This window comes from Nocardioides marmoriginsengisoli (assembly GCF_003725695.1).
Lineage (GTDB): Bacteria > Actinomycetota > Actinomycetes > Propionibacteriales > Nocardioidaceae > Marmoricola > Marmoricola marmoriginsengisoli.
Genome location: NZ_RJSE01000006.1, coordinates 46,682 through 72,500, shown reverse-complemented (window position 1 = coordinate 72,500; position 25,819 = coordinate 46,682). Strand labels below are relative to the sequence as shown.

Here is a 25,819-nt window from a genome sequence, read left to right as displayed (position 1 = left end):
GATGGAGTTCAGAGTGGAAACCCGAGCGCTGCGGCTGGAAACAAATCAGGCACACTGTTGGGTCCTGAGGGATCGAGTTACTCGATTCTTCTTGGACCACCATCCCCTCGAACCACTGAGGCCATCCTTGCGGATGTGCCCGGTAGGCGGGGAACCGATGGCGGTACCGCCCGTATCTTGAGAACTACACAGTGGACGCGAGCATCTTTGTAGCAAGACAAGCTACTAAGGGCACATGGTGGATGCCTTGGCACCAAGAGCCGATGAAGGACGTATGAGCCTGCGATAAGCCCCGGGGAGCTGGCAACAGAGCTGTGATCCGGGGATTTCCGAATGGGGAAACCCAGCTGGAGTCATGTCCAGTTACCTCTGCCTGAACACATAGGGCAGTTGGAGGGAACGAGGGGAAGTGAAACATCTCAGTACCCTCAGGAAGAGAAAACAAAAGTGATTCCGAGAGTAGTGGCGAGCGAAATCGGAAGAGGCCAAACTCATGCAGTGTGATAGCCGGCAGGCGTTGCTGTTTGAGGGTTGTGGGGCCGTTTAGTTGATTCTGCCGAGTCAACACAGAGTAAGAAATCATTGATGAAGTCGAAGAGGACTGGAAAGTCCCGGCGTAGAGGGTGATACCCCCGTACACGTAAGTCAATGACTCTGAAGCGTCACCCCAAGTAACACGGAACCCCTGAAATTCCGTGTGAATCTGGCGGGACCACCCGTTAAGCCTAAATACTCCTTGGTGACCGATAGCGGACAAGTACCGTGAGGGAAAGGTGAAAAGTACCCCTGGCGGGGAGTGAAATAGTACCTGAAACCATGTGCCTACAATCCGTTGGAGCGGGTGTTTACACCTGTGACAGCGTGCCTTTTGAAGAATGAGCCTGCGAGTTTGCGGTGTGTCGCAAGGTTAACCCGTGTGGGGAAGCCGTAGCGAAAGCGAGTCCTAATAGGGCGACTGAGTGGCACGCTCAAGACCCGAAGCGAAGTGATCTATCCATGGGCAGGTTGAAGCGCGGGTAAGACCGCGTGGAGGACCGAACCCACTTAGGTTGAAAACTGAGGGGATGACCTGTGGATAGGGGTGAAAGGCCAATCAAACTTCGTGATAGCTGGTTCTCCCCGAAATGCATTTAGGTGCAGCGTCGCGTGTTTCTTGCCGGAGGTAGAGCACTGGATAGTCTAGGGGGCCTACAAGCTTACCGAAATTAGCCAAACTCCGAATGCCGGTAAGTTAGAGCGCGGCAGTGAGACAGTGGGGGATAAGCTCCATTGTCGAGAGGGAAACAGCCCAGACCATCAGCTAAGGTCCCTAAGCGATAACTAAGTGGAAAAGGATGTGGAGTCGCACAGACAACCAGGAGGTTGGCTTAGAAGCAGCCACCCTTGAAAGAGTGCGTAATAGCTCACTGGTCAAGTGATTCTGCGCCGACAATGTAGCGGGGCTCAAGTTATCCACCGAAGCTATGGTATTCGTGCGTTAAGACAGGCCTTCGGGTCCAGTTGCACGGATAGGTAGGGGAGCGTCGTGTGGCGAGTGAAGCGGCGGTGTGAACCAGTCGTGGACGCCACACGAGTGAGAATGCAGGCATGAGTAGCGAATGAAGAGTGAGAAACTCTTCCGCCGAATGATCAAGGGTTCCAGGGTCAAGCTAATCTGCCCTGGGTAAGTCGGGACCTAAGGCGAGGCCGACAGGCGTAGTCGATGGACAACGGGTTGATATTCCCGTACCGGCAAAATAGCGCCCATGACGAACCCGGTGATGCTAAGTGCCCGAAACCATGCTTACTGACCCCTTCGGGGTGATGGGGCATGGCAGAGCGCACGACCCGAACCGGTAGTAGTCAAGCGATGGGGTGACGCAGGAAGGTAGTCCAACCGTGGCGATGGTAGACCACGGCTAAGGGTGTAGGGCTGTTGATAGGCAAATCCGTCAACTGCATGCCTGAGACCTGATGGGGAGTCCTTATGGACGAAGTGGATGATCCTATGCTGCCGAGAAAAACCTCTAGCGAGCTATGCGCCGCCCGTACCCCAAACCGACTCAGGTGATCAGGTAGAGAATACTAAGGCGATCGAGTGAACTATGGTTAAGGAACTCGGCAAAATGCCCCCGTAACTTCGGGAGAAGGGGGGCCGGATTTGTTATTGCACTTGCTGCAAAAAGCAATGATGGCCGCAGAGACCAGGCCCAAGCGACTGTTTACTAAAAACACAGGTCCGTGCGAAGTTGTAAGACGATGTATACGGACTGACTCCTGCCCGGTGCTGGAAGGTTAAGGGGACCTGTTAGATCTTCGGATCGAAGCGGAGAACTTAAGCCCCAGTAAACGGCGGTGGTAACTATAACCATCCTAAGGTAGCGAAATTCCTTGTCGGGTAAGTTCCGACCTGCACGAATGGAGTAACGACTTGGGCGCTGTCTCAACCATAGACTCGGCGAAATTGCACTACGAGTAAAGATGCTCGTTACGCGCGGCAGGACGGAAAGACCCCGGGACCTTTACTATAGTTTGGTATTGGTGTTTGGTTCGATTTGTGTAGGATAGGTGGGAGACTGTGAAACTTGGACGCCAGTTCAGGTGGAGTCAACGTTGAAATACCACTCTGATCGTATTAGACATCTAACCTAGGTCCATTATCTGGATCAGGGACAGTGCCTGATGGGTAGTTTAACTGGGGCGGTTGCCTCCTAAAATGTAACGGAGGCGCTCAAAGGTTCCCTCAGCCTGGTTGGCAATCAGGTTTCGAGTGTAAGTGCACAAGGGAGCTTGACTGTGAGAGTGACAACTCGAGCAGGGACGAAAGTCGGAACTAGTGATCCGGCGCTGGCATGTGGAAGCGGCGTCGCTCAACGGATAAAAGGTACCCCGGGGATAACAGGCTGATCTTCCCCAAGAGTCCATATCGACGGGATGGTTTGGCACCTCGATGTCGGCTCGTCGCATCCTGGGGCTGGAGTAGGTCCCAAGGGTTGGGCTGTTCGCCCATTAAAGCGGCACGCGAGCTGGGTTTAGAACGTCGTGAGACAGTTCGGTCCCTATCCGCCGCGCGCGCAGGAAACTTGAGAAAGGCTGTCCCTAGTACGAGAGGACCGGGATGGACGAACCTCTGGTGTGCCAGTTGTTCCGCCAGGAGCACGGCTGGTTAGCTACGTTCGGAAGTGATAACCGCTGAAAGCATCTAAGCGGGAAGCACGTTTCAAGATGAGGTTTCCCACCGGGTTAACCGGGTAAGGCCCCCAGTAGACGACTGGGTTGATAGGCCGGAAGTGTATAGCAGTAATGCCTAGCTGACCGGTACTAATAGGCCGAGGGCTTGTCCCTCAAAGATGTTGCGCGTCCACTGTGTGGTTCCCGAGTTACGGTCGGGAACCTGAGAAATCAGGCTTCGATATAACTCCATAGAGTTTCGGCGGCCATAGCGAACGGGAAACACCCAGCTCCATTCCGAACCTGGAAGTTAAGCCGTTCAGCGCCGATGGTACTGCAACCGGGAGGTTGTGGGAGAGTAGGACGTCGCCGGACAATTTTTAGCAAGGGTCGCCCCCTCGGGGGCGGCCCTTGCGTCATTTCAGGACTTGTTCGTGAGCTCGTCCGTGCCGCAAACTCGAGTAGCAACCCGTACCGCACCTAATTCAAGAGTGTCGCAACACCAGGAGGAACCGTGTCAGACGATCGCCAGCCCAGAAGTGCACGTCCCGCGAGGTCGGGCGGACGGAACGAGGGTGGTCGCGGCGGCTCGGGCAAGGGTGGTCCGCGGCGCTCGAACGAGAACCGTCCCTACAGTCGCGACCGCAAGGACGACCGCCGCCCCCGCAACGACGAGGCGCGCACCGCGGACCAGCAGAAGTACGACGGCCCGGAGATCGCCGAGTGGATCACCGGCAAGGAGCTCGACCGTTCGGTCGCTGACCAGCTGAAGTCGCTGCCGGAGAAGCTGATGCTCCGGGTGGCACGCCACCTGGTCGCCGCCGGCGAGCTGCTCGAGTCCGACCCGAAGGTCGCCTACCAGCACACCCTGGCCGCGCGTGGGCGGGCAGGCCGGCTGGCCGTCGTACGGGAGGCCGTGGGGGAGGCGGCGTACGCGGCCGGTGAGTACAGCGAGGCCCTCGCCGAGCTGCGATCGGCGAAGCGGATGAACGGCGCCCACGACTACGTGGCGATGATGGCGGACTGCGAGCGCGCCCTCGGACGCCCCGACCGCGCCCTCACGCTGCTCAAGAACACCCCGCGCGACAAGTTCGCGCCGCCGTTGCTGGCCGAGGTGCTGATCGTCGAGGCGGGAGCACGTCGTGACCGCGGCGAGCTCGATGCCGCGTTGCGGACCCTGGAGAACGGCCCGATCAACTCCAAGTCCCGGCAGCCCTGGGTGGCCCGGCTCCGCTACACCTACGCCGAGACGCTGCTCGCCGCCGGCCGCCGTGAGGACGCGCTGGAGTGGTTCCACCGCACCGAGGCGGTCGACGTCGACGAGATCACCGACGCCGGTGCCCGGGCGTTGGAGATCGAACGCAGCCAGGGCTGACCGCCGGATGAGCGAACCTGATCGCCGTCCGCTGTGCGAGGCCTACGACACGGCGGTCCTCGACCTCGACGGCGTGGTCTACATCGGTGAGCGGGCGGTCGCCGGCGCTGCTGCCGCGCTCGAAGGAGCCGTGGCCTCGGGGATGCACCTGGCGTTCGTGACCAACAATGCGTCGCGGTCGCCCGAGGACGTCGCGGCGCACCTGCGCGAGCTGGGTGTGGCGGCCGAGCCGGCGGACGTTGTCACCAGTGCGCAGGCCGCGGCCGGGCTGGTCGCCCAGCAGGTTCCGTCCGGGGCGGAGGTCTACGTGATCGGCGGTCCCGGACTGGAGACCGCGCTGCGCGAGCGCGGGCTGGTCCCGGTCACCGATCTCACCGGCTCCCCGGTCGCGGTGGTCCAGGGTTTCGGGCCGCAGGTGCCGTGGCGGCAGGTGATCGACGGAGCCATCCTGGTCCGCGAAGGGTTGCCGTGGGTCGCCAGCAACACCGACCTGACCGTGCCCACCGAGCGCGGCCCGGGACCGGGCAACGGCGCGCTGGTCGCGCTCGTCGCCGAGTTCTCCGGACGTACGCCGCTGGTCGCCGGCAAGCCGCGGCCACCGCTCTTCGAGGAGACCCTGGCCCGGGTCGGTGGCACCCGCCCCCTGGTCGTCGGCGATCGGCTCGACACCGACATCGACGGCGCGATCGCGGTCGGCTGGGACAGCCTGCTCGTGATGACCGGGGTGACCACGCTGGCGGACCTGGCGAGGATCGAGGTGTCCCGGCGCCCCACGTACGTCGGCGCGGACCTGAGCAGGCTGGCGCACCCGGCGACCCCCGTCGATGGCTGGACCGCGGCCGTGGTGGACGGGCGGCTGCGCGTCCAGGGCGCCGGGGACGTCCACGGCTGGTGGTCCGCCGTCGCCCGGACGACCTGGGCCCACCTCGACGAAACCGGTCGGCCCGCGAGCACCGACGGTGCGGTCCCCGGTAGCGTGGTGGCATGACCGACCAGTACCCCGAGGACGTCGACCAGGAGCCGGCGGACGCCGAGGACCGTGAGCGGCCCTCGGACGACGAGCTGCTCCGCGACGACCTCGACGACCTGGCTGGTGAGCTGGTGGCCTCCGGTGAGGCGGCCGCGACCGGCAACGCCGCGGTGGACGAGGTGCTCCGCTCGCTGCAGACCCTGGACTCCAAGCCGGTCGACGAGCACGTCGCGGTCTTCGAGCAGGCCCACGAGCAGCTTCGCCGTACCCTCTCCGGCGCCGGCGACGACGCCTAGGCACGAGCCGGTGCCCCCTCGTCGTCTCCGGCTCGACGCGGAGCTGGTCCGCCGCGGGCTGGCCCGCTCCCGGGACCACGCCGCCGAGCTGATCGCCGCCGGCCGGGTGACGGTGCAGGGGCAACGGGCGACCAAGCCGGCGACCGGGGTGACCGTGGACGCCGACCTGGTGGTCCGCCCCGACCCGGACAAGCCCGACTACGTCAGTCGTGGCGGACACAAGCTGGCCGGTGCGCTGGCCGCGTTCGCGGGCCTGGAGGTCGCCGGCCGACGCTGCCTGGACGCGGGCGCCTCCACGGGAGGGTTCACCGACGTCCTGCTGCGCGCCGGCGCGGCCGAGGTGGTGGCCGTCGACGTCGGGTACGGACAGCTGGCCTGGTCGCTGCAGTCCGACGACCGGGTGACCGTGCACGACCGCACCAACATCCGCGAGCTCACCGTCGACGTCATCGACGGACCGGTGGACCTGGTGGTCGGAGACCTGTCGTTCATCTCGCTCCGGCTGGTCCTGGACGCGCTGATCGGCGTCACCCGGCCGGACGGGGACCTGGCCCTGATGGTCAAGCCGCAGTTCGAGGTCGGCAAGGAACGCCTCGGGAAGGGCGGGGTGGTGCGGGATCCAGCGCACCGGACCGCTGCCGTCCTGGACATCGCCGAGGCGGCCGCCGCCCGCGGCTGGGGAGCGGTCGGGGTGGCGGTCAGCCCGTTGCCGGGGCCGTCGGGCAACGTCGAGTTCTTCCTCTGGCTGCGCCACGGATCCCCAACCATCGGCGAAGCCGAGATATCCACAGAGGTGAGCCGTTCCAGCGTGCCCGACCCCGCTGGTGAGAGGCTGTGATGCGTGAGCACTGATCAGCCCCGCGTCGACGCGGCCCCCGGGGACCTCCCGCGGCGCATCCTGCTGCTCGCGCACACCGGGCGCGAGGAGGCACTGGCGGTCGCGCGCAAGGTGGTCGCCGCCCTCCGGGTGCACGGCGTGGTCGTCCGGGTCCTCGCCGACGAAGCGGCGGACCTGGCGCTCGACACCACCGACGGCGTCGAGCTCGTCGCCGAGGGCATCGCGGCGGACGGCTGCGAGCTGGCGGTCGTGATCGGCGGTGACGGCACGATCCTGCGTGCTGCCGAGCTGACCCACAATTCCGGGACCCCGGTGCTCGGCATCAACCTCGGCCACGTCGGCTTCCTGGCCGAGGCGGAGAGCGAGGACCTCGAGGCGACGATCGAGGCGATCATCGAGCGCCGGTACACCGCCGAGGACCGGCTGACGATCGATGTCGCCGTCTATCAGGGCAAGGAGCTGGTCACCTCCACCTGGGCCCTGAACGAGGCCAGCGTGGAGAAGGCGGCCCGGCAGCGGATGCTCGAGGTGGTCGTCGAGATCGATGGCCGGCCGCTCAGCCGGTGGGGCTGCGACGGCGTCGTCTGCGCGACGCCGACCGGCTCCACGGCGTACAACTTCTCCGCCGGCGGACCGGTGGTCTGGCCCGGCGTCGAGGCGCTGCTGATGGTGCCGATCAGCGCGCACGCGTTGTTCGCGCGACCGATGGTTGTGGCACCGGACTCGGTACTCGCGGTCGAGGTGCTCGCCCAGACCCAGGGGGCCGGCGTGCTCTGGTGCGACGGTCGTCGTACCGTCGAGCTGCCGCCGGGCGCCCGGATCGAGGTACGCCGGGGGAGCAAGCCGGTGCGCCTGGTCCGGTTGCACGAGGCTCCGTTCACCGACCGGCTGGTCGCCAAGTTCGACCTGCCCGTCGAGGGCTGGCGCGGCTCCTCCGAACGCCGCCGCAAGCAACCGGGGATCGACTCGTGATCGAGGAGATCCGGATCGCCTCGCTGGGTGTGATCGACGAGTCCGTGCTCGAGCTCGGACCCGGGTTGAACGTGGTCACCGGCGAGACCGGGGCCGGCAAGACGATGCTCGTCACGGCGCTCGGGCTGCTGCTCGGTGCCCGTGCCGATGCCGGCGCGGTGCGCAACGGGGCCAAGGCCGCCCGGGTCGAGGGCATCGTCGCGGTGACCGGGGGTCCGATCCCGGCGATGGCCGACGAGCTCGGTGGCGAGGTCGAGGACGGGACCCTGGTCCTGGCCCGCCAGGTGTCCGCCGAGGGCCGTTCGCGCGCCTTCCTGGGCGGCGCGTCGGTGCCGATCTCGGCGCTCCAGAGCGTGGCCGACCACCTGGTCGCGGTGCACGGCCAGTCCGACCAGCACCGGTTGCTCCAGGCCGAGGCGCAACGGGCCGCGGTGGACGGGTTCGCGGGCGCACCGCTCGCGGAGGTCGCCGCCGAGTACCGCACCGGCTACGCCGCGCTGCGGAAGGTCGAGGGCGAGCTCGCCGAGGTCGTCGGTGCCGCCCGGGAACGGGCCCGCGAGGCGGATGTCCTGCGCCTGGGGCTGGACGAGATCGAAGCCGTCGAGCCGCTGTCCGGCGAGGACGTCGCCCTGGCGCACGAGGAGTCCCGGCTCGGGTTCGCCGACACCCTGCGCACCGCCGCCGAGGAGGCCCGCGAGGCGCTCTCCTCCGACACGGTCGCCGACTCCGGTACGGCGGACGCCCTCGGCGCGATGGCAACCGCCCGACGAGCGCTGGAGTCGGTCCGCGAGCACGACGTCGATGCCGGCAAGCTGGCCGACCGGGTCGCCGAGGTCTCGTACCTGCTCGCCGACGTCGCGGCTGACGTCGCGTCGTACGCCTCGGCGCTCGACACCGACCCGGCGAGGCTGGCCGTGGTCTCCGAGCGTCGCGCCGCGCTGACGGCGCTGACCCGCAAGTACGGCGAGACCGTCGACGAGGTGCTCGCCTGGGCGGCCGCCTCGGCCGAACGGCTGCTGGTCCTGGAGAACTCGGAGAACCGGGCCGAGGAGCTCCGCGCCGAGCGGGCGCGGCTGCGGGCCGAGCTCGCCGACCGGGCCGCCGCGCTCTCCGTCGCCCGGACCGCCGCCGGTGCGGCGCTGTCGGCCGCGGTGAGCGACGAGCTCTCCGCGCTGGCGATGCCGCACGCCCGGGTCGAGATCGTGGTCGGGCGCACCCCCGACCCCGAGGGACTGGAGGTCGACGGCGGCAGCTGGCGGTTCACCGGGTCGGGCATCGACCAGGTCGAGATCCTGCTGGCCGCCAACACCGGATCCGAGCCGCGTCCGCTCAACAAGGGCGCCTCCGGGGGCGAGCTCTCCCGGGTGATGCTGGCGATCGAGGTCGTCCTGGCGGGGACCAGCCCGGTGCCCACCTTCGTCTTCGACGAGGTCGACGCCGGAGTCGGCGGCAAGGCCGCGGTCGAGATCGGTCGCCGGCTGGCCGCGCTGGCCGGTTCGGCCCAGGTCCTGGTGGTCACCCACCTGCCGCAGGTCGCCGCGTTCGCGGACCGGCACGTCGTGGTCGCCAAGGCCAGCGACGGCCGGGTCACCACCTCCGGGCTCTCGGTGCTCGACGACGCCGGCCGGGTCCGGGAGCTCTCCCGGATGCTCGCCGGCCTCGAGGAGTCCGAGACCGCGATGGCGCACGCCCAGGAGCTCCTCGACGTCGCCCAGCAGGCCCGGACCGCCCGCAGCTGACCCGCGAGGACGGCGGGACAGGCCGACCCTGGCGCGGTACGACATATCGGACCAGCTGCGTGAAAGCATGCAAGCGCCATGAAATTGCCTCGTCTCGGTAAGAAGTCGTCCGTCCTCCCCGGCCTTTCCGTCGTGGTCCGCGCCCACCGCAACCTCGCCACCCTGATCAGCCGGGTGCAGCCGGGGGACCTGGTGGTGATCGACCAGCGGGACCTCGGCGGCGACGTCGCCCAGGCTCTGCTGGATCGGAAGCCGCTGGCCGTGATCAACGCCGCCGAGTTCATCTCCGGCCGGTTCGCGAACCGCGGACCGCAGACGCTCGTCGGGGCCGGCGTCCGGCTCTTCGAGGGGAACCGCGACCAGGTGCTCGGCCTGCGCGACGGCAGCACGCTCCGGCTCCACGAGGGCACCCTGTACGACGACGCCGTGGTCGTCCTCGACGTGCGCGAGCTCGACGCGGTGGCGGTCCGCGACCAGATGCAGGAGGCGGGCTCCGGCCTGGCCGTGCAGCTGGAGAGCTTCGCGCACGCGGCCAGCGAGCTCGTCCGGCGCGAGGAGCCGCTGGTGCTGCACGGTCTCGGCATGCCGCCGCTGGCCACCTCGATGACCGACCGGGTGGTCGTGGTGATCGGGACGGCGGCCACCAGGGCCGACCTGGCCGGGATCCGCCGGCTGCGGCGCCGGACGAAGCCGGTGGTGATCGCGGTCGACTCCGGGATCGACCTGGCGCTACGACGCCGGCTGAAGCCTGCCGTCGGCGTTCTCAGCGGCGGGGCGGCGGTCTCGGACAAGGCGCTGGCCCGGTGCGCCGAGGTCGTGCTCGTCGAGCCCGGGCACGCGGTCCGCAGCCAGGTGGAGAAGCTGAACCTGCCCGCCGTGGTGCTGCCGACCAGCCTGGCCGCCGCGGACGTCGGCCTCCTGCTCGCCCACCACGGGAACGCCCGGCTGGCCGTCCCGGTCGGATCGCCGGCGACCCTGGACGAGTTCGTCGACCGGGACCGCAACGACCAGGCCAGCAACGTGCTGACCCGGCTCCGGCTCGGCACCCGCCTGGTCGAGGGGCGTGCGGTGCCGCTGCTCCGCGGCCGTCCGCGCCGTACCCGGATCGTCCGCGCGCTGGTCGCCGCGGTCCTGGTCGGCGCCGTGGGCGTGCTGGCGTTCACCCCGACGGGGGAGCGGTGGCGCGACGACCTGCGTGCCGAGCTCCCCGACTCGCTGGGCGGCTCGCACGACCTCCAGCGCGTCGAGGACCAGGTCGCCGACCGGGACCGGCAGCTCGAGGCGCTCACCACGCGAGCGCAGCAACGGGACGCGTTCACCACGGCGACCGCCGCCAACGTCGTCCGCGGCACCCTCGCCGGCCGGTCGGTCGCGGTGGTCGCGCTTCCCGGCGCGGATCCGGAGACGCTGACCGCGCTGCGCGGTCTGGTCGGCACCGCCGGCGCGCAGGTGACCGCCGACGTCACCGTGGCCCCGGCCGCCGTCTCCGGTGCCCAGCGCGGACTGGTCGAGGCGCTGACCAGCCAGATGCTCACCCAGGCGAAGGACGTGACCGTCCCCGCCGGTGCCACCGGCTACCAGCGCCTCGGCGCGCTGCTGGCCCGTGCGGCCGGGGTCGGCGCGGCGGCGAAGGTGCCGCGCGCGGCGTACGACACCACCGCTGTCGGGGTGGTCTCCGGGCTGCAGACGGCCGAGCTGGCCACCGCCAAGGTCACCGCTCGGGCGGCGCTCACGCTGATCGTGGCGGGCCGCGACACGACTCCGGACGAGGACTCGGCCCTGGCGACGACGGTGGCGGCGTACGGGGGTCAGACGGCGACGGTGGTGACCGGGCCGACCGCGGAGACCGCGGTCCTCAAGGCCGTGCGCCCGGGCGCGGCGGTGAGCTCGGCCGGGGGTTCGGAGGGGGTCGAGGGCCGGGTCGTGGCGATCCTGGCCCTGGCCGCCCAGACCCGGGGCGACGTCGGCGACTACGGTCCGGGAGGCGGCGACGGGGCGGTTCCGCCGCTGTCGTAGAGATCTCGTACGCGGCGTGCAACGAGGGTGCGGGTTTTCTTGATAGGGTTGAACCCCGTGGAGATGTTGGACTTTCTGCTTCGGAAGCCAGCGCCGCCGCACTTCATGCGAACCGACCACGGGAGTCACCTTGGCACCTAGCCAGCCGACCAAGCACGTTTTCGTCACCGGCGGAGTCGCCTCCTCGCTGGGCAAGGGACTCACCGCCTCGAGTCTCGGCAGCCTGCTCAAGTCGCGCGGCATGCGGGTCACGATGCAGAAGCTCGACCCGTACCTGAACGTCGACCCCGGGACGATGAACCCGTTCCAGCACGGTGAGGTCTTCGTGACCAACGACGGCGCCGAGACCGACCTGGACGTCGGCCACTACGAGCGCTTCCTCGACACCGACCTGAACCAGATCGCCAACGTCACCACCGGTCAGATCTACTCGACGGTGATCGCCAAGGAACGGCGCGGCGACTACCTCGGTGACACGGTCCAGGTGATCCCGCACATCACCAACGAGATCAAGGACCGGATCCGCGCGATGGGCGGCCCGGAGATCGACGTGGTGATCACCGAGATCGGCGGCACCGTCGGTGACATCGAGTCGCTGCCGTTCCTCGAGGCGGCCCGCCAGGTCCGTCACGACCTCGGCCGCGACAACGTCTTCTTCCTGCACGTCTCGCTGGTGCCGTGGATCGGCCCCAGCCAGGAGCTGAAGACCAAGCCGACCCAGCACTCGGTCGCCGCGCTGCGCTCGATCGGCATCCAGCCGGATGCGATCGTCTGCCGCGCCGACCGGCAGCTGCCCGACGGGATCAAGAAGAAGATCTCGCTGATGTGCGACGTCGACCAGGACGCGGTGGTCACCGCCGCGGACGCCCCGTCCATCTACGACATCCCGAAGGTGCTGCACGCCGAGGGACTGGACGCCTACGTCGTACGCCGCCTGAACCTGCCGTTCCGCGACGTCGACTGGACCCTCTGGGACGACCTGCTGCAGCGGGTGCACCACCCCGACGAGGAGGTCACCGTCGGCCTGGTCGGCAAGTACATCGACCTGCCCGACGCCTACCTCTCGGTCGCCGAGGCGCTCCGGGCCGGTGGTTTCGCGCACAAGGCCAAGGTCAACGTCGCGTGGATCGCCTCGGACGAGTGCGAGACCCGTGAGGGCGCCGCCAAGGCGCTCGCCGACGTGGACGCGGTGCTGGTGCCCGGCGGGTTCGGCATCCGCGGCATCGAGGGCAAGCTCGGCGCGCTGACCTACGCGCGGACGAACAAGATCCCGACCCTGGGCATCTGCCTGGGCCTGCAGTGCATGGTGATCGAGTACGCCCGCAGCGAGGCCGGCCTGCTGGAGGCGGCCTCCACCGAGTTCGACCCGGACTGCGCGGAGCCGGTGGTCGCCACCATGGCCGAGCAGCACGCGTTCGTCGAGGGCGCCGGCGACCTCGGCGGCACCATGCGGCTGGGTCTCTACCCGGCGAACCTCAAGGACGGCTCGGTCGTCCGGGCGGCGTACGGCGAGGCCCAGGTCTCCGAGCGGCACCGGCACCGCTACGAGGTCAACAACGCCTACCGGGACAAGCTCGAGCAGGCCGGTCTGGTCTTCTCCGGCCTCTCGCCGGACAACAACCTGGTCGAGTACGTCGAGCTTCCGGCCGACGTGCACCCCTACTACGTCTCGACCCAGGCGCACCCGGAGCTGCGGTCCCGGCCGACCCGGCCGCACCCGTTGTTCGCGGGCCTGGTCGGCGCCGCGATCACCCGCCAGCGCGAGCTGCGGATCCCGATCGACGAGACCGGCCTGCGGGTGCACTCGGCCGACGATGAGTCCTGAGCCGTCGTCCGCGCGGATCGCGGACGAGCCCCAGTCCTGGCCGCTGAGCCGCTCGGCGTACGTGTACGAGTCCGGCTGGGTGGTGAACTTCCGCGAGGACACCCTCTCAGTCCCGGGGGAGCCGGAGCACGAGTTCACCCGGCTGGTGGTCGAGGACCCCGGCGCGGTGGTGGTGCTGGCGATCGACGAGGACGACCGGGTGGTGATCCTGCGGCAGTACCGGCACCCGGTGCAGAAGCGGATGATCCAGCTCCCGGCCGGCAAGCTCGACAAGCCCGGCGAGGACCCGCTGGTCGCGGCGCAGCGCGAGCTGCGTGAGGAGACCGGGCTGGCCGCCGCCGAGTGGACCCATCTGCTGACCACCTACGCCTCGCCGGGGATCACCTCGGAGACGCACGCGCTCTACCTCGCCCGCGGCCTGACCGAGGTGCCCCGCGACTTCGAGATGCACCACGAGGAGGCCGACATGACCATGGAGCGGGTCGGCTACCAGGACTTGCTCGAAGCCGTCCTGGACGGCAGCGCGGCCGACGCGCCGCTCGCTGGAGCGGTGATGTCCTACGAATTGATGAGGAATCGTGGCCGCTTTTGACGGATTTCGTGGTTAGCCTGTCTATTAAGTGACGAGACGGGCACACCTCGTGCCGTAGATGACTGGGAGATCGCAGTGAGGGTCGGCGTACCGAAGGAAGTCAAGAACCACGAGTACCGGGTGGCGATCACCCCGGTCGGGGTCCACGAGCTGGTCGCGCACGGGCACGAGGTGTTCGTCGAACGCGGTGCCGGGGTCGGGTCCTCCATCCCGGACGAGGAGTACGCCGGCGCCGGCGCGACGCTGCTGGACAGCGCCGACGACGTCTGGGCGCGAGGCGAGATGGTGCTGAAGGTCAAGGAGCCGGTGGCCGAGGAGTACCACCGGATGCGCGAGGGGCTGCTGCTCTTCACCTACCTGCACCTGGCGGCCGACCAGCCGCTGACCGCGGAGCTTGCGGCTCGCAAGGTCACCGGGGTCGCCTACGAGACGGTGCAGCTGCCCTCGGGCGGGCTGCCGCTGCTCTACCCGATGTCCGAGGTGGCCGGGTGCCTGGCTCCTCAGGTCGGCGCCTACTCGCTGCTGAAGGCCCAAGGGGGGCGCGGGGTGCTGCTCGGCGGGGTCGGCGGTGTCGCGAACGCGAAGGTGGTGATCCTCGGCGCCGGCGTCTCGGGTCAGAACGCCGCCAACATCGCGCTCGGCATGGGCGCGGACGTCACCCTGCTCGACACCGACCTGGACAAGCTGCGGATGTCGTTCTGGCGCTACAACAACCGGGTGCACGGCCTGGCCTCCTCCAAGCTGGCCATCCAGCAGCAGCTGCTGGAGGCGGACCTGGTGATCGGCGCGGTGCTGATCCCGGGGGCGAAGGCGCCGAAGCTGGTCACCAACGAGCTGGTCGCGTCGATGAAGCCGGGGTCGGTGCTGGTCGACATCGCGGTCGACCAGGGCGGCTGCTTCGAGGACACCCGGCCGACCACGCACGCGGATCCGACGTACCAGGTGCACAACTCGACGTTCTACTGCGTGGCCAACATGCCGGGCGCGGTCCCGAACACCTCGACGTACGCGCTGACCAACGCCACCCTGCCGTACGCCGTCGCGCTCGCCGACAAGGGCTGGCAGCAGGCCTGCCGCGATGACCACTCGCTCGCCCTCGGCCTGAACACCCACGCCGGCGACGTCACCTACGCCCCGGTCGCCGAGGCGCACGGGATGGCGTCGGTCTCGCTGGAGAGTGCGCTGGGGGCCGTGTCCTGACCCAGAATCCTGAGCAGAACCCCGCCCCGGTCCCGAGCCCGCTGGTCCGCGCGGTCCGTACCTACCTGGACCACCTCGGGGTCGAGCGCGGTCTGGCGGCGAACACGCTCTCGTCGTACCGGCGCGACCTGCGGCGCTACCTGGGCTTCCTGGACGGCGTCGGGATCACCGAACTGGACGCGATCACCGAGCAGACCGTGCTCGACTTCCTGACCGCGCTGCGGGAGGGGGACAGCGAGCACGTCGCGCTGAGTGCGACCTCGGCCGGGCGCACCGTGGTGGCGGTCCGGGGGTTCCACAAGTTCGCGGTGAAGGACGGTCTGGCCCGGCTGGACCCGTCCGTCGGCGTGCGCCCGCCCAGTCCCGCCAAGCGGCTGCCGAAGGCGCTCGCGCTCGGTGACGTCGAAGCGATCCTGGAGGCTGCCGGCGCGGCCGGCACGATCCTGTCGATGCGGGACCGGGCCCTGCTGGAGCTGCTCTACGGCACCGGCGCCCGGATCTCGGAAGCGGTCGGCCTGGACGTCGACGACCTCGACCTGACCCACGGCACCGTCCTGCTGCGCGGCAAGGGCAGCAAGGAGCGGATCGTCCCGGTCGGGCGCTTCGCCCGCGAGGCTGTCGAGGCCTACCTGACCCGGGCCCGTCCGGACCTGGCGTCGACCGGCAAGGGCACGCCGGCGATGTTCCTGAACGCGCGCGGCGGCCGGCTGTCGCGGCAGAGCGCGTGGACGGTGATCGTGAAGTCCGCCGAGCGCGCCGGGGTCAAGGCCGAGGTCTCGCCGCACACGATGCGGCACTCGTTCGCGACCCACCTTCTGGAGGGCGGCGCCGACGTCCGGGTCGTCCAGGAGCTGCTCGGCCATGCCTCGGTGACCACCACCCAGGTGTACACGCTGGTCACCGTCGACAGCCTGCGCGAGGTCTACGCGGCCGCGCATCCGCGGGCGTTGGCGTGACCTCGGCGAACCCACAGGTTTATGCACAGGACGCTCCTCGGCTGTGGGTTTGAGCGGGAGCTTATGCACACAGTTTCCCCAGATTTCCCTTGCAGGACAGGAGTCTGCGCCCTCGGCTTGTGAGCGGTACGCCGACGGGCCTAGAGTCCAGCCCACTGCACGACTTGCCGCCAAGTCGACAAAGGTGCAGGGGCCATCTCGACGAGGGGAACCGGACCATGAGCGGTGCCGACGGATTCGGCGGACAGACCACCAGCGCCTCCGAGGTCCCACCCTTGGTCCGCAATCCGGTCACCCCTCCGGAGGCCACCGTGCTGCAGCACCCGTCTCTCGACACCCCCTCCATCCGACTGCCTGAGGACCATGACGTGCCCGACGAGACCGTCGTCTCCGCCCCTGCCGACTCGGACGTCGTGATCGGCCCCACCGGTCGCCCGCTCCCGGAGTTCCCCGAGCCGGGCCCGGTCGGAGCGCGCACCAAGGCGCGGGTGATCTCGATGTGCAACCAGAAGGGCGGCGTCGGCAAGACCACCACCACGATCAACCTCGGTGCCTCGCTGGCCGAGTTCGGTCGCAAGGTGCTGCTGGTCGACTTCGACCCGCAGGGTTCGCTCTCGGTCGGTCTCGGTCTGAACCCGCACCAGATGGAGCTCTCCATCTACAACCTGCTGATGCAGCGCGACGTCGACCTCGACGAGGTCGTGGTCCCGACCGGCGTCCCCGGGATGGACCTGCTGCCCTCCAACATCGACCTCTCGGCCGCCGAGGTGCAGCTGGTGCACGAGGTCGCCCGCGAGCAGACCCTGCAGCGGGTGCTCGCCCCGGCGCTGGAGAAGTACGACGTCATCCTGATCGACTGCCAGCCCTCGCTCGGCCTGCTCACCGTGAACGCGCTCACCGCCTCCGACGGCGTGATCGTGCCCCTGGAGTGCGAGTACTTCGCGCTGCGCGGCGTGGCCCTGCTGAAGACCACCATCGACAAGGTCAAGGAGCGGCTCAACCCGCGCCTGGAGATCGAGGGCGTCCTCGGCACCATGTTCGACGGTCGGACCCTGCACAGCCGCGAGGTGATGCAGCGCCTGGTCGAGGCCTGGGGCGACACCGTCTTCCACACGGTGATCCGCCGGACCGTGAAGTTCTCGGACGCGACCGTGGCCGGTGAGCCGATCACCGCCTACGCCTCGTCCTCCGCGGGAGCCGACTCCTACCGGACGCTGGCCAAGGAGGTGCTGGCTCGTTGGCAGCACGACGCGTAAGCCTGCCGACGGCCGACGACCTGTTCCGGCCGACGAGCGAGGGCGACCAGGCCGAGGCCGCGCCCGCGGTTGCCGCCGTACCGGAGCCGGCGCCCGCGCGGAAGACCGCCAAGTCGACGAAGGCCCGGGGTCCGCGCACCTCCAGCGGCCGGGTCCGGCACGACGAGAAGATGACGGTGTACGTCACCGCCGAGGAGCTCGTCGACATCGAGCACGCCCGGCTGTCGCTGCGCCGTGACCACGGCCTGGCCGTCGACCGCGGCCGCCTGGTCCGGGAGGCGCTCTCGATCGTGCTCGCCGACCTGGAGCACCAGGGCGACGACAGCGAGCTCGTACGCCGGTTGCTCGGATGACGCCGGCGGCCACGACCGAGATCGCTGCAGACATCCTGGAGGGCGACGGGCTGGACACCGGCTTCGCCGTCCGGCTGGACAACTTCGAGGGACCGTTCGACCTGCTGCTGAGCCTGATCAGCAAGCACAAGCTGGACGTCACCGAGGTGGCGCTGTCGAAGGTCACCGACGAGTTCATCGCGCACATCAAGGCCGCCGGCGACGTCTGGGACCTCGAGCAGACCACGTCGTTCCTGCTGATCGCCTCCACCCTGCTCGACCTGAAGGCGGCCCGGCTGCTGCCCTCCGGCGACGTCGAGGACGAGGAGGACCTGGCGCTGCTCGAGGCGCGGGACCTGCTCTTCGCGCGGCTGCTGCAGTACCGCGCCTTCAAGCAGGTCGCCGCGGTCCTGGAGGAGCGGGTCGAGGCGGAGTCGCTCCGGTTCCCGCGCGCGGTCGGCCTGGACGAGCGGTTCGCGACGCTGCTGCCGGACGTGCTGATCGGGCTCGGCCTCGAGGAGTTCGCCGGACTCGCGGCCAAGGCGCTGGAGCCGAAGCCCGAGCCCGAGGGCGTCTCGCTGGCGCACATCCACGCCCCGGCGGTGAGCGTCCGCGAGCAGGCGCACGTCGTGGTCGAGCGGCTGCGGGTGCACGGCACCCTCACCTTCCGCAAGCTCGCCGCGGACGCGCCGGACACGATGACCAAGGTGGCCCGGTTCCTGGCGCTCCTGGAGCTCTTCCGCGAGGGGGTGCTGGCGTTCGACCAGATGACCCCGCTCGGGGAGCTGACCGTCCGCTGGACCGGCGGCGAGGACGAGCAGATCGAGATCAACGACGAGTTCGACGGCACCCCGCTCTCCCCGGACCCGGGCGCCGAGCTGAACACCGGAGGAAGTGACGAGGAATGACCGAGACCGAGACGACGCCGGACGTCGAGCTTGTCGAGACGCCTGAGGTCGAGACGCCTGAGGTCGATACGCCGGCCGACGAGCAGGCGGACGAGATTCGCGAGTCCGAGGGGGAGTCCCTCTCGATCCCGCTCGCCGAGCTCCGGCCCGCGCTGGAAGCGGTCCTGATGGTCGCCGACCAGCCGCTGGACGACCTCAGCCTGGCCACCGCGGTCGGGTACCCGGTCAGCGAGGTCGAGGCCGCGCTCAGCGACCTGGCCCGCGAGTACGACGAGGCGATGCGCGGCTTCGAGCTGCGCAACGTGGCCGGCGGCTGGCGGTACTACACCCGCGAGGAGTTCGCCCCGGTCGTGGAGCGGTTCGTCCTCGACGGCCAGCAGGCCCGGCTGACCCAGGCCGCCCTGGAGACGCTGGCCGTGGTCGCCTACAAGCAGCCGGTCAGCCGCAGCCGCGTCTCCGCGATCCGCGGCGTCAACGTCGACGGCGTGATGCGCACCCTGCTCACCCGCGGCCTGGTCGAGGAGGCCGGAGCCGACGCCGAGACCGGCGCGAACCTGTACCGGACCTCCACCTACTTCCTGGAGCGGATCGGGATCACCTCGCTCGACGAGCTGCCCGAGCTGGCTCCGTTCGTGCCGGACATGGACGAGTTCGACCTCGACGAGGAGTTCGCGGCGGCGGTCAGTGCGCCGACGCAGCCGGGCGAGAGCGCCGAACCCGACGAGACCCCGGAATCGTGACCGACCAGTCCTCCGACCTCGACGACGAAGGCCTGATCCGGCTGCAGAAGCTGCTCGCCACCTCCGGGGTGGCCAGCCGTCGCAAGTGCGAGGAGCTGATGCTCGCCGGCGAGGTCGAGGTCGACGGCGAGATCGTCACCCGGCTCGGCACCAAGGTGGATCCGGCGACCGCGGTGATCCGCGTCTCCGGCAAGCGGCTGCCGCCGCGCAGCCCGAACGTCTACCTGGTCCTGAACAAGCCCCGCGGGGTCGTCTCGACGATGTCGGACCCCGAGGGACGGCGGACGCTGAGCGACTTCGTGGCGAACCGGCCCGAGCGGCTCTTCCACGTGGGCCGGCTCGACACCGACACCGACGGGCTGATCATGCTCACCAACGACGGCGACTTCGCGCAGCGGCTGGCGCACCCGTCGTACGAGATGGAGAAGACGTACGTCGCCGAGGTCACCGGTGCGGTCGACAAGAACACCGTCAAGACGCTGCTGGCCGGCGTGACCCTGGAGGACGGCCCGGTGGAGGTCCGCCGCGCCCGGGTGATCTCCAGCACCGCCCAGCGCGGCATCGTCGAGCTGGTCATCCACGAGGGCCGCAACCGGATCGTCCGCCGCCTGCTGGACGAGATCGGGCACCCGGTGCAGCGGCTCTCCCGCACGGCGATCGGCCCGGTGCGGATCGGGCAGCTCAAGAGCGGCCAGCTGCGCGAGCTCAGCACCGACGAGGTCGGATCGCTGCTCGACACCGCCGGCTTGTAGCCTTGGAGACCCCGATTGCCGAGGAGGCACCCGTGTCCGTTCGCGCCGTGCGCGGGGCCACCCAGCTGACCGACGACACCCGCGAGCAGATGCTCGAGCGGGTCGCCGAGATGGTCACCGAGGTGATGGCGGCCAACCAGCTCGAGGTCGACGACTTCATCTCGGTCATCTTCACCGCCACCTCCGACCTGGTCGCCGAGTTCCCGGCGTACGCCGCCCGGAGCCTCGGGTTCGGCGAGGTGCCGCTGATCTGCGCCCGCGAGCTGGAGATCGACGGCTCGATGCCGCGGGTGGTCCGGATGATGGCGCACGTCGAGACGGACCGCGCCCGGGCCGAGATCACCCACGTCTACCTGCACGGCGCCGCCGCGCTGCGCTCGGACCTGACCAAGGTCCGGTCGATGCCGGATGAGTGAGCCGGCGGCTCGCACCCTGACCGGGCCGATCCACGTGATCGGCGCCGGACTGCTCGGCACCTCGATCGGCCTGGCGGCGCGCCGCCAGGGGATCACCGTTTGGCTCAGCGACGCGAACCCGGAGCACGTCCGGACGGCGATCAGCCTCGGCGCAGGCGAGGCGGCGCCGGCCGACGGGGTCGCCCAGCTGGTCGTGGTCGCCGTACCGCCGGTGCACATCGCCGAGGTCGTCGTCGGCGCGCTGGAGACCGGCGCGATGGTGACCGACATCGGCAGCGTCAAGGCCCAGCCGCTCGAGCAGGTCTCCGACCAGGTGGACGACACCGTGCTCTCCCGGTACGTCGGCAGCCACCCGATGGCGGGGAGCGAGCGTTCCGGACCGCTCGCCGCGAGCGCGGCCCTCTTCGACGGCCGTCCGTGGGCGGTCACGCCGCACGTGCACGCCGACCCGGAGGCGGTCGCGCTGGTCGAGGACCTGATCGCGCTCTGCGGCGCCGCGGCGGTCCGGCTCTCGCCGGTCGAGCACGACCTCGCCGTCGCCCGTACGTCGCACCTGCCGCACCTGCTGGCGGTGCTCGCCGCCGGCCAGCTCACCGAGGCACTTCCCGAGCACCTGTCGCTCTCCGGCCAGGGTGTGCGCGACGTCACCCGGGTGGCCGGCGGGGACCCGGACCTCTACGGCCAGATCATCCGGGCGAACGGCGTCACCGTGGCCGAGCTGCTCCGCGGCGTCCGCGAGCACCTGGACGCGTTGATCGCGGCGGTGGACGCACCGGCGGCCGACGACCTGGCCGAGATCCTCGCCCGCGGCGTGGCCGGCACCCAGATCATCCCCGGCAAGCACGGCGGGGTCGCCCTGGAGACGGGCCCGGTCTTCGTGCTGGTGCCCGACCACCCCGGCGAACTGGCCCGGCTCTTCGCCGACGTCGGCGAGATCGGGGTCAACGTCGAGGATCTGCGCATCGATCACGACCCGGGCCGTCCGGCCGGTCTGGTCGAGCTGCAGGTCGAGGCGGCGGCGGCCGAGCGGCTGCGGGCCGCGCTCGAATCGAGAAACTGGACCGCTCACCGGTAAGATACCCAGCGGCGCGATGCCGTGCGTGACTCCGTCGGGGTGGCGATACATGGTGAACGAGCGTGAACGAGGGGCACCAACCGAGGAGCAGGATCGATGAGCAGCAGTGTTGTCGTGGCGATGGACGGACCGTCCGGATCCGGCAAGTCCAGCACCTCCCGCGGCGTCGCCCGGAGACTCGGTCTGCGCTACCTCGACACCGGCGCCCAGTTCCGCGCGATCACGCTGTGGATGCTCCGGCACGACGTCGACATCCACGACCCTGCGGCTGTCGCGGCCCAGGCGGAGACCCCGGTCCTCGTCTCCGGCACCGATCCGGCGGCCCCGACGATCACCGTCGACGGCGACGACGTCGCCGACCCGATCCGCTCGGCCGAGGTGACCGCCGCGGTGAGCCCGGTCGCGACCGTTCCGGCGGTGCGCACCCGGCTGCTGGAGCTGCAGCGCTCGATCATCGCGGACGCGCTCGCGGCCGGTACCGGGATCGTCGTCGAGGGGCGCGACATCGGATCGGTGGTCTGGCCCGATGCGGCCGTCAAGCTCTACCTGACCGCGGACGCCGCGGCCCGGGCGGCCCGTCGTACGGCGGAGAACGGAAGCGGATCAGCGGCGGCCACCGAGGCCGACCTGCTGCGTCGGGACGCGATCGACTCCTCCCGGACGACCGCGCCGCTGGTGGTTCCGGACGGGGCCGTCCACCTGGACACCACGCCGTACGGACTGGACGAGGTGATCGACCGGGTGGTCGCCATCGTCGAGCGGGAATCGGTCGGATCATGACTGCCGGGGTTCGCGAAGGGCACCAGGCGCTGCCGCGGACCACGGACGTACGGCACCCGTCGCGGCTGATGCTGCACGGCTTGCGTCCGGCGTTCGCGGCCGTGATCAGGAAGCGCTGGGACGTCGAGGTCCGGAACGCCGACCGGGTGCCCGCCACGGGCCCGGTGGTGGTGGCGGCGAACCACATCGGCTTCCTGGACGGACCGATGATGGCGATCGTCGGCCCGCGCCCCGTCCACGCGCTGACCAAGGAGGAGCTCTTCTCCGGCCCGCTGGGCGCGTTCCTGACCGGTGCCGGCCAGATCTCGGTGAACCGGGACGCCCCGGACCCGCGGGCGCTGCGGTCGGCGCTGCGGGTGCTGCGCGACGGCGGGGTGGCCGGGTTGTTCCCGGAGAGCACCCGTGGCGCCGGCGAGATGGTCTCCGCGGCCGGCGGTGCCGCTTACCTGGCGCTGGTGGCCGGTGCTCCCGTCGTACCGATGGCGTTCCTGGGGACCCGGCTGCCCGGGACGGACGCGACCTTTCCGCCGGCCGGATCCCGGCTGGTGGTCAGCTACGGCGAACCGATCCCGGTCGCCCAGCAGGACTGGCCGCGGCTGCGGGCCGACGTGCGCGCGCTGACCGAGACGATCCGCCAGGCGATCATCGCCACCACCCGGGAGGCCGTCCAGGCCACCGGGATCGACCTCCCGGGACCTATCCCGGACCCAGCGCCCGAGGCCTCGGGCGCTGTCACGAGCAAGGACGAGAAGTGACTGAGCAGACAGAGCCCGACGAGGGCTCGAACGACATCCGCACCCCGATCCTGGCGGTGGTCGGACGTCCCAACGTCGGGAAGTCGACGCTGGTCAACCGGATCATCGGCCGCCGCGAGGCGGTCGTCGAGGACAAGCCCGGAGTGACCCGCGACCGGGTCTCCTACGACGCCAACTGGAACGGTCGCGCCTTCACGGTCGTCGACACCGGCGGCTGGGACCCGGATGCCGAAGGCCTGGCCGAGCGGATCTCCGCCCAGGCCGAGGTGGCCGTCGGGCTGGCGGACGCGGTCCTGTTCGTGGTCGACGCCACGGTCGGGATCACCGACACCGACGAGGCCGTCGTGAAGGTGCTCCGCAAGAGCGGCCGCCCGGTGGTGCTGGCGGCCAACAAGGTCGACGACCAGCGCACCGAGGCCGAGGCGTTCGCGCTCTGGAACCTCGGGCTCGGGGAGCCGTTCCCGGTCTCCGCGCTGCACGGACGCGGCTCCGGCGACATGCTCGACGCGGTCCTGGCGGCCCTCCCGGAGACGCCGGAGGAGACGATCGGCCACGAGCTCGGCGGACCGCGCCGGATCGCGATCATCGGCCGGCCGAACGTGGGCAAGTCCTCGCTGCTGAACAAGCTGGCGGGGGAGGAGCGGGTCGTCGTCGACGACGCGTCCGGTACCACGGTGGACCCGGTCGACGAGCTGGTCGAGCTCGGCGGGCGGACCTGGAAGTTCATCGACACCGCGGGCATCCGCAAGCGCGTGAAGACCGCTTCCGGCCACGAGTACTACGCGTCGCTGCGGACCGCGACCGCGATGGAGCGCGCCGAGGTGGCCGTGCTCGTCATCGACGGCAGCCAGTCGATCTCCGAGCAGGACATGCGGATCATCCAGACGGTCCGGGAATCCGGCCGCGCGCTGGTGATCTGCTTCAACAAGTGGGACCTGGTCGACGACGAGCGTCGCTACTACCTGGAGCGCGAGTACGAGCGCGAGCTGGTGCAGGTGCAGTGGGCACCGCGGATCAACATCACCGCGCGCACCGGCTGGCACATCGACCGGCTGATCCCGGCGCTCGACGCGGCGCTGGCCGGCTGGGAGACCCGGATCACCACCGGTGCGCTGAACTCGTTCCTGGGCCGGCTGGTCGCCGAGCACCCGCACCCGGTCCGCGGCGGCAAGCAGCCCCGGATCCTGTTCGGCACCCAGGCGCAGACGTCGCCGCCGACGTTCGCGCTGTTCACCTCGGGCAAGCTCGACGCCGGCTACGAGCGGTACATCGAACGGCGGCTCCGCGAGGAGTTCGGCTTCGTCGGTACGCCGATCGAGATCCAGGTCCGGCCGCGGGAGAAGCGCAAGCGCTGAGCGGCGCCCGGACCTGATCCCGGAAAGTCGGGACCCCGGGCCCGTGCGACCGGGACGTCGGGCGGGCCAGGCTCTGGTGACCAGTTCTCCAGAGCCACGAAAGGCACCTCGATGTCCCGCACCACGACCCTTCCTGCCGCCCTCGGCGTGATCGCCCTCGCCGGCGCCTGCCTGACGGCTGCCGGACCCGTGTCCGCGTCCGCTGCCCGCGCGGAAGCCCCGGTCACCACCGCTGCCGGATTGTTCAGCCCGCTGAGCGTCGCGGTGGCGCCGAACGGCACCCGGTACTTCTCCGAGAACTTCGCCGGTGTCCTCAAGCGCCAGAAGCCGGGGACGAAGCCGCGCGTCGTCTACCGCGCCAAGCCGGGGGTCGAGGTCGGTGCCGTCTCCGAGCGCCGCGGCAAGGTCCGATTCGCGCTGAGCAAGGACCAGAAGCTGGCCCAGCTGATGGAGCTCGGGCGCAACGGCAAGGCCCGCAAGGTGGCGGACCTGGGTGCCTACGAGACCAAGCGCAACCCGGACCGCGGGATCACCTACGGGTTCCGCGGGATCGACGCCGAGTGCGCCGCCCAGTTCCCGGAGGGGCCGCCGGCCTCCTACCGCGGGATCGTCGAGTCGCACCCGTACGCGACCGCCCAGGCCGCCGGCGGGACGACGTACGTCGCCGACGCCGCGGCGAACGCGGTGCTCGCGGTCGGCAAGTCGGGCCGGATCCGGACCGTCGCGGTCCTGCCGCCGGCTCCGCTGAAGGTCAGTGCGGAGTTCGCCGAGATGGCGAAGATGCCGGCGTGCGCCGTCGGTCGGACCTACCACTTCGAGTCGGTCCCGACCGACGTCGAGGTCGGCCCGGGCGGCATCCTCTACGTCTCCACCCTGCCGGGCGGACCGGAGGACGGCAGTCTCGGCGCGGCGGCCTCGGTGTACAAGGTCAACCCCCGCACCGGGAAGGTGGGCAAGGTCGCCGGCGGCCTGGTCAGCGCCACCGGGCTGGCGGTCAGCCCCAGCGGGAACGTGTTCGTCGCGGAGCTGTTCGGCGGCCGGATCGTCCGGATCCCGGCCGGCGCCTCGAAGGGCTACACCTTCGCGCAGGTGTCGATGCCGGGCGACGTCGAGTGGACCCGCCGCGGGATCTTCGCGACCACCAACGTGCTGACCGGCCTCTCCGGCCAGCCGGGCGACGTCCCGAAGGGCTCGCTGGTCCGGTTCCCGTTCTCGCGGGGCTGAGTTGATCAGGAGCGCTGCCCTGGCCCGGATCGCGGGCCGGGGCAGCGACCCGGTGAAGGGTGCGGGCGCTCCGGCCCCGATTCGGCCCGCCGGGGGAGCCTGCGATAAGGTTCCCACGCTCGTTCAACCGAGCATTTCGGGCTGTGGCGCAGCTTGGTAGCGCACTTGACTGGGGGTCAAGGGGTCGCAGGTTCAAATCCTGTCAGCCCGACTCAACGAGACCGGCTCTGATCCGCGGAAACGCGAAGTCAGAGCCGGTCTCTGGGTTCACGGGGCAGGCGCCCCGACCCCGGGTGC

At 69.6% G+C, this 25,819-nt stretch carries 22 protein-coding genes, 1 tRNA gene and 2 rRNA genes; all 25 read left to right on the top strand.

Translation table 11 applies throughout. The features are described 5' to 3' along the window. The first annotated feature begins 215 nt into the window (after positions 1-215). Positions 216-3,324 (top strand): 23S ribosomal RNA (locus tag EFK50_RS08160). Positions 3,325-3,408: 84 nt separating this feature from the next. Further along, a 5S ribosomal RNA gene (gene rrf / locus EFK50_RS08155) occupies positions 3,409-3,525 on the top strand. 139 nt (positions 3,526-3,664) lie between these two features. After that, positions 3,665-4,525: a tetratricopeptide repeat protein gene (locus EFK50_RS08150; RefSeq protein WP_123227086.1), complete on the top strand. Its 861-nt coding sequence runs from the start codon at positions 3,665-3,667 to the stop codon at positions 4,523-4,525. Between the two features lie 7 nt (positions 4,526-4,532). Continuing rightward, entirely contained in the window at positions 4,533-5,513 is a 981-nt protein-coding gene (locus EFK50_RS08145; protein WP_123227085.1) for an HAD-IIA family hydrolase, read from the top strand. Next, the gene (locus EFK50_RS08140; protein ID WP_123227084.1) at positions 5,510-5,791 is read left to right on the top strand and encodes a hypothetical protein; all 282 of its coding nucleotides are present in this window, start codon (positions 5,510-5,512) and stop codon (positions 5,789-5,791) included. The genes EFK50_RS08145 and EFK50_RS08140 overlap by 4 nt, the downstream gene beginning before the upstream one ends. Before the next feature lie 10 nt (positions 5,792-5,801). Continuing rightward, positions 5,802-6,629, top strand: a complete 828-nt coding sequence (locus EFK50_RS08135) for a TlyA family RNA methyltransferase (RefSeq protein WP_123227083.1) — start codon at positions 5,802-5,804, stop codon at positions 6,627-6,629. 3 nt (positions 6,630-6,632) lie between these two features. Further along, positions 6,633-7,601: an NAD kinase gene (locus EFK50_RS08130; protein ID WP_221177322.1), complete on the top strand. Its 969-nt coding sequence runs from the start codon at positions 6,633-6,635 to the stop codon at positions 7,599-7,601. Then, positions 7,598-9,340 carry a DNA repair protein RecN gene (recN, locus tag EFK50_RS08125; protein ID WP_123227082.1) on the top strand — a complete coding sequence of 581 codons (1,743 nt, stop codon included), beginning with the start codon at positions 7,598-7,600 and terminating at the stop codon, positions 9,338-9,340. Before EFK50_RS08130 ends, recN begins: the two co-directional genes overlap by 4 nt. Positions 9,341-9,418: 78 nt before the next feature. After that, positions 9,419-11,356 carry a putative cytokinetic ring protein SteA gene (gene steA, locus EFK50_RS08120; RefSeq protein ID WP_148046104.1) on the top strand — a complete coding sequence of 646 codons (1,938 nt, stop codon included), beginning with the start codon at positions 9,419-9,421 and terminating at the stop codon, positions 11,354-11,356. A gap of 130 nt (positions 11,357-11,486) precedes the next feature. Continuing rightward, a complete protein-coding gene (locus EFK50_RS08115) occupies positions 11,487-13,181 on the top strand; it encodes a CTP synthase (RefSeq protein ID WP_123227080.1) in 1,695 nt (564 codons plus the stop codon). Continuing rightward, the gene (locus EFK50_RS08110; RefSeq protein ID WP_123227079.1) at positions 13,171-13,773 is read left to right on the top strand and encodes an NUDIX domain-containing protein; all 603 of its coding nucleotides are present in this window, start codon (positions 13,171-13,173) and stop codon (positions 13,771-13,773) included. The genes EFK50_RS08115 and EFK50_RS08110 overlap by 11 nt, the downstream gene beginning before the upstream one ends. 75 nt (positions 13,774-13,848) lie before the next feature. Beyond that, positions 13,849-14,973 carry an alanine dehydrogenase gene (ald, locus tag EFK50_RS08105; RefSeq protein ID WP_123227078.1) on the top strand — a complete coding sequence of 375 codons (1,125 nt, stop codon included), beginning with the start codon at positions 13,849-13,851 and terminating at the stop codon, positions 14,971-14,973. 41 nt (positions 14,974-15,014) lie between these two features. Next, positions 15,015-15,929 (top strand): site-specific tyrosine recombinase XerD, encoded by a 915-nt coding sequence (gene xerD, locus EFK50_RS08100; RefSeq protein WP_221177329.1) that lies wholly within the window; start codon positions 15,015-15,017, stop codon positions 15,927-15,929. Positions 15,930-16,297: 368 nt separating this feature from the next. After that, positions 16,298-17,185 carry a ParA family protein gene (locus tag EFK50_RS08095; RefSeq protein ID WP_246004093.1) on the top strand — a complete coding sequence of 296 codons (888 nt, stop codon included), beginning with the start codon at positions 16,298-16,300 and terminating at the stop codon, positions 17,183-17,185. Then, the gene (locus EFK50_RS08090; RefSeq protein ID WP_123227076.1) at positions 17,167-17,538 is read left to right on the top strand and encodes a hypothetical protein; all 372 of its coding nucleotides are present in this window, start codon (positions 17,167-17,169) and stop codon (positions 17,536-17,538) included. The genes EFK50_RS08095 and EFK50_RS08090 overlap by 19 nt, the downstream gene beginning before the upstream one ends. Beyond that, a complete protein-coding gene (locus tag EFK50_RS08085) occupies positions 17,535-18,425 on the top strand; it encodes a segregation and condensation protein A (RefSeq protein ID WP_123227075.1) in 891 nt (296 codons plus the stop codon). The genes EFK50_RS08090 and EFK50_RS08085 overlap by 4 nt, the downstream gene beginning before the upstream one ends. Further along, positions 18,422-19,165, top strand: a complete 744-nt coding sequence (scpB, locus tag EFK50_RS08080; RefSeq protein WP_123227074.1) for an SMC-Scp complex subunit ScpB — start codon at positions 18,422-18,424, stop codon at positions 19,163-19,165. Before EFK50_RS08085 ends, scpB begins: the two co-directional genes overlap by 4 nt. Next, entirely contained in the window at positions 19,162-19,917 is a 756-nt protein-coding gene (locus EFK50_RS08075) for a pseudouridine synthase (RefSeq protein WP_123227073.1), read from the top strand. Before scpB ends, EFK50_RS08075 begins: the two co-directional genes overlap by 4 nt. Before the next feature lie 32 nt (positions 19,918-19,949). Beyond that, entirely contained in the window at positions 19,950-20,333 is a 384-nt protein-coding gene (aroH, locus tag EFK50_RS08070) for a chorismate mutase (RefSeq protein WP_123227179.1), read from the top strand. Further along, complete coding sequence (locus EFK50_RS08065; RefSeq protein WP_123227072.1) at positions 20,326-21,408, top strand: prephenate dehydrogenase; 1,083 nt, start codon at positions 20,326-20,328, stop codon at positions 21,406-21,408. The genes aroH and EFK50_RS08065 overlap by 8 nt, the downstream gene beginning before the upstream one ends. Before the next feature lie 96 nt (positions 21,409-21,504). Next, on the top strand, positions 21,505-22,188 hold the full coding sequence (cmk, locus tag EFK50_RS08060; RefSeq protein ID WP_123227071.1) for a (d)CMP kinase: 684 nt from the start codon (positions 21,505-21,507) through the stop codon (positions 22,186-22,188). Further along, entirely contained in the window at positions 22,185-22,943 is a 759-nt protein-coding gene (locus tag EFK50_RS08055) for a lysophospholipid acyltransferase family protein (protein WP_123227070.1), read from the top strand. Before cmk ends, EFK50_RS08055 begins: the two co-directional genes overlap by 4 nt. Next, positions 22,940-24,298, top strand: a complete 1,359-nt coding sequence (gene der / locus EFK50_RS08050) for a ribosome biogenesis GTPase Der (RefSeq protein ID WP_123227069.1) — start codon at positions 22,940-22,942, stop codon at positions 24,296-24,298. The genes EFK50_RS08055 and der overlap by 4 nt, the downstream gene beginning before the upstream one ends. Positions 24,299-24,409: 111 nt before the next feature. Continuing rightward, entirely contained in the window at positions 24,410-25,522 is a 1,113-nt protein-coding gene (locus EFK50_RS08045) for a ScyD/ScyE family protein (RefSeq protein ID WP_123227068.1), read from the top strand. Positions 25,523-25,659: 137 nt separating this feature from the next. Further along, positions 25,660-25,733: transfer RNA gene (locus EFK50_RS08040), tRNA-Pro, on the top strand. Positions 25,734-25,819: the final 86 nt, after the last annotated feature.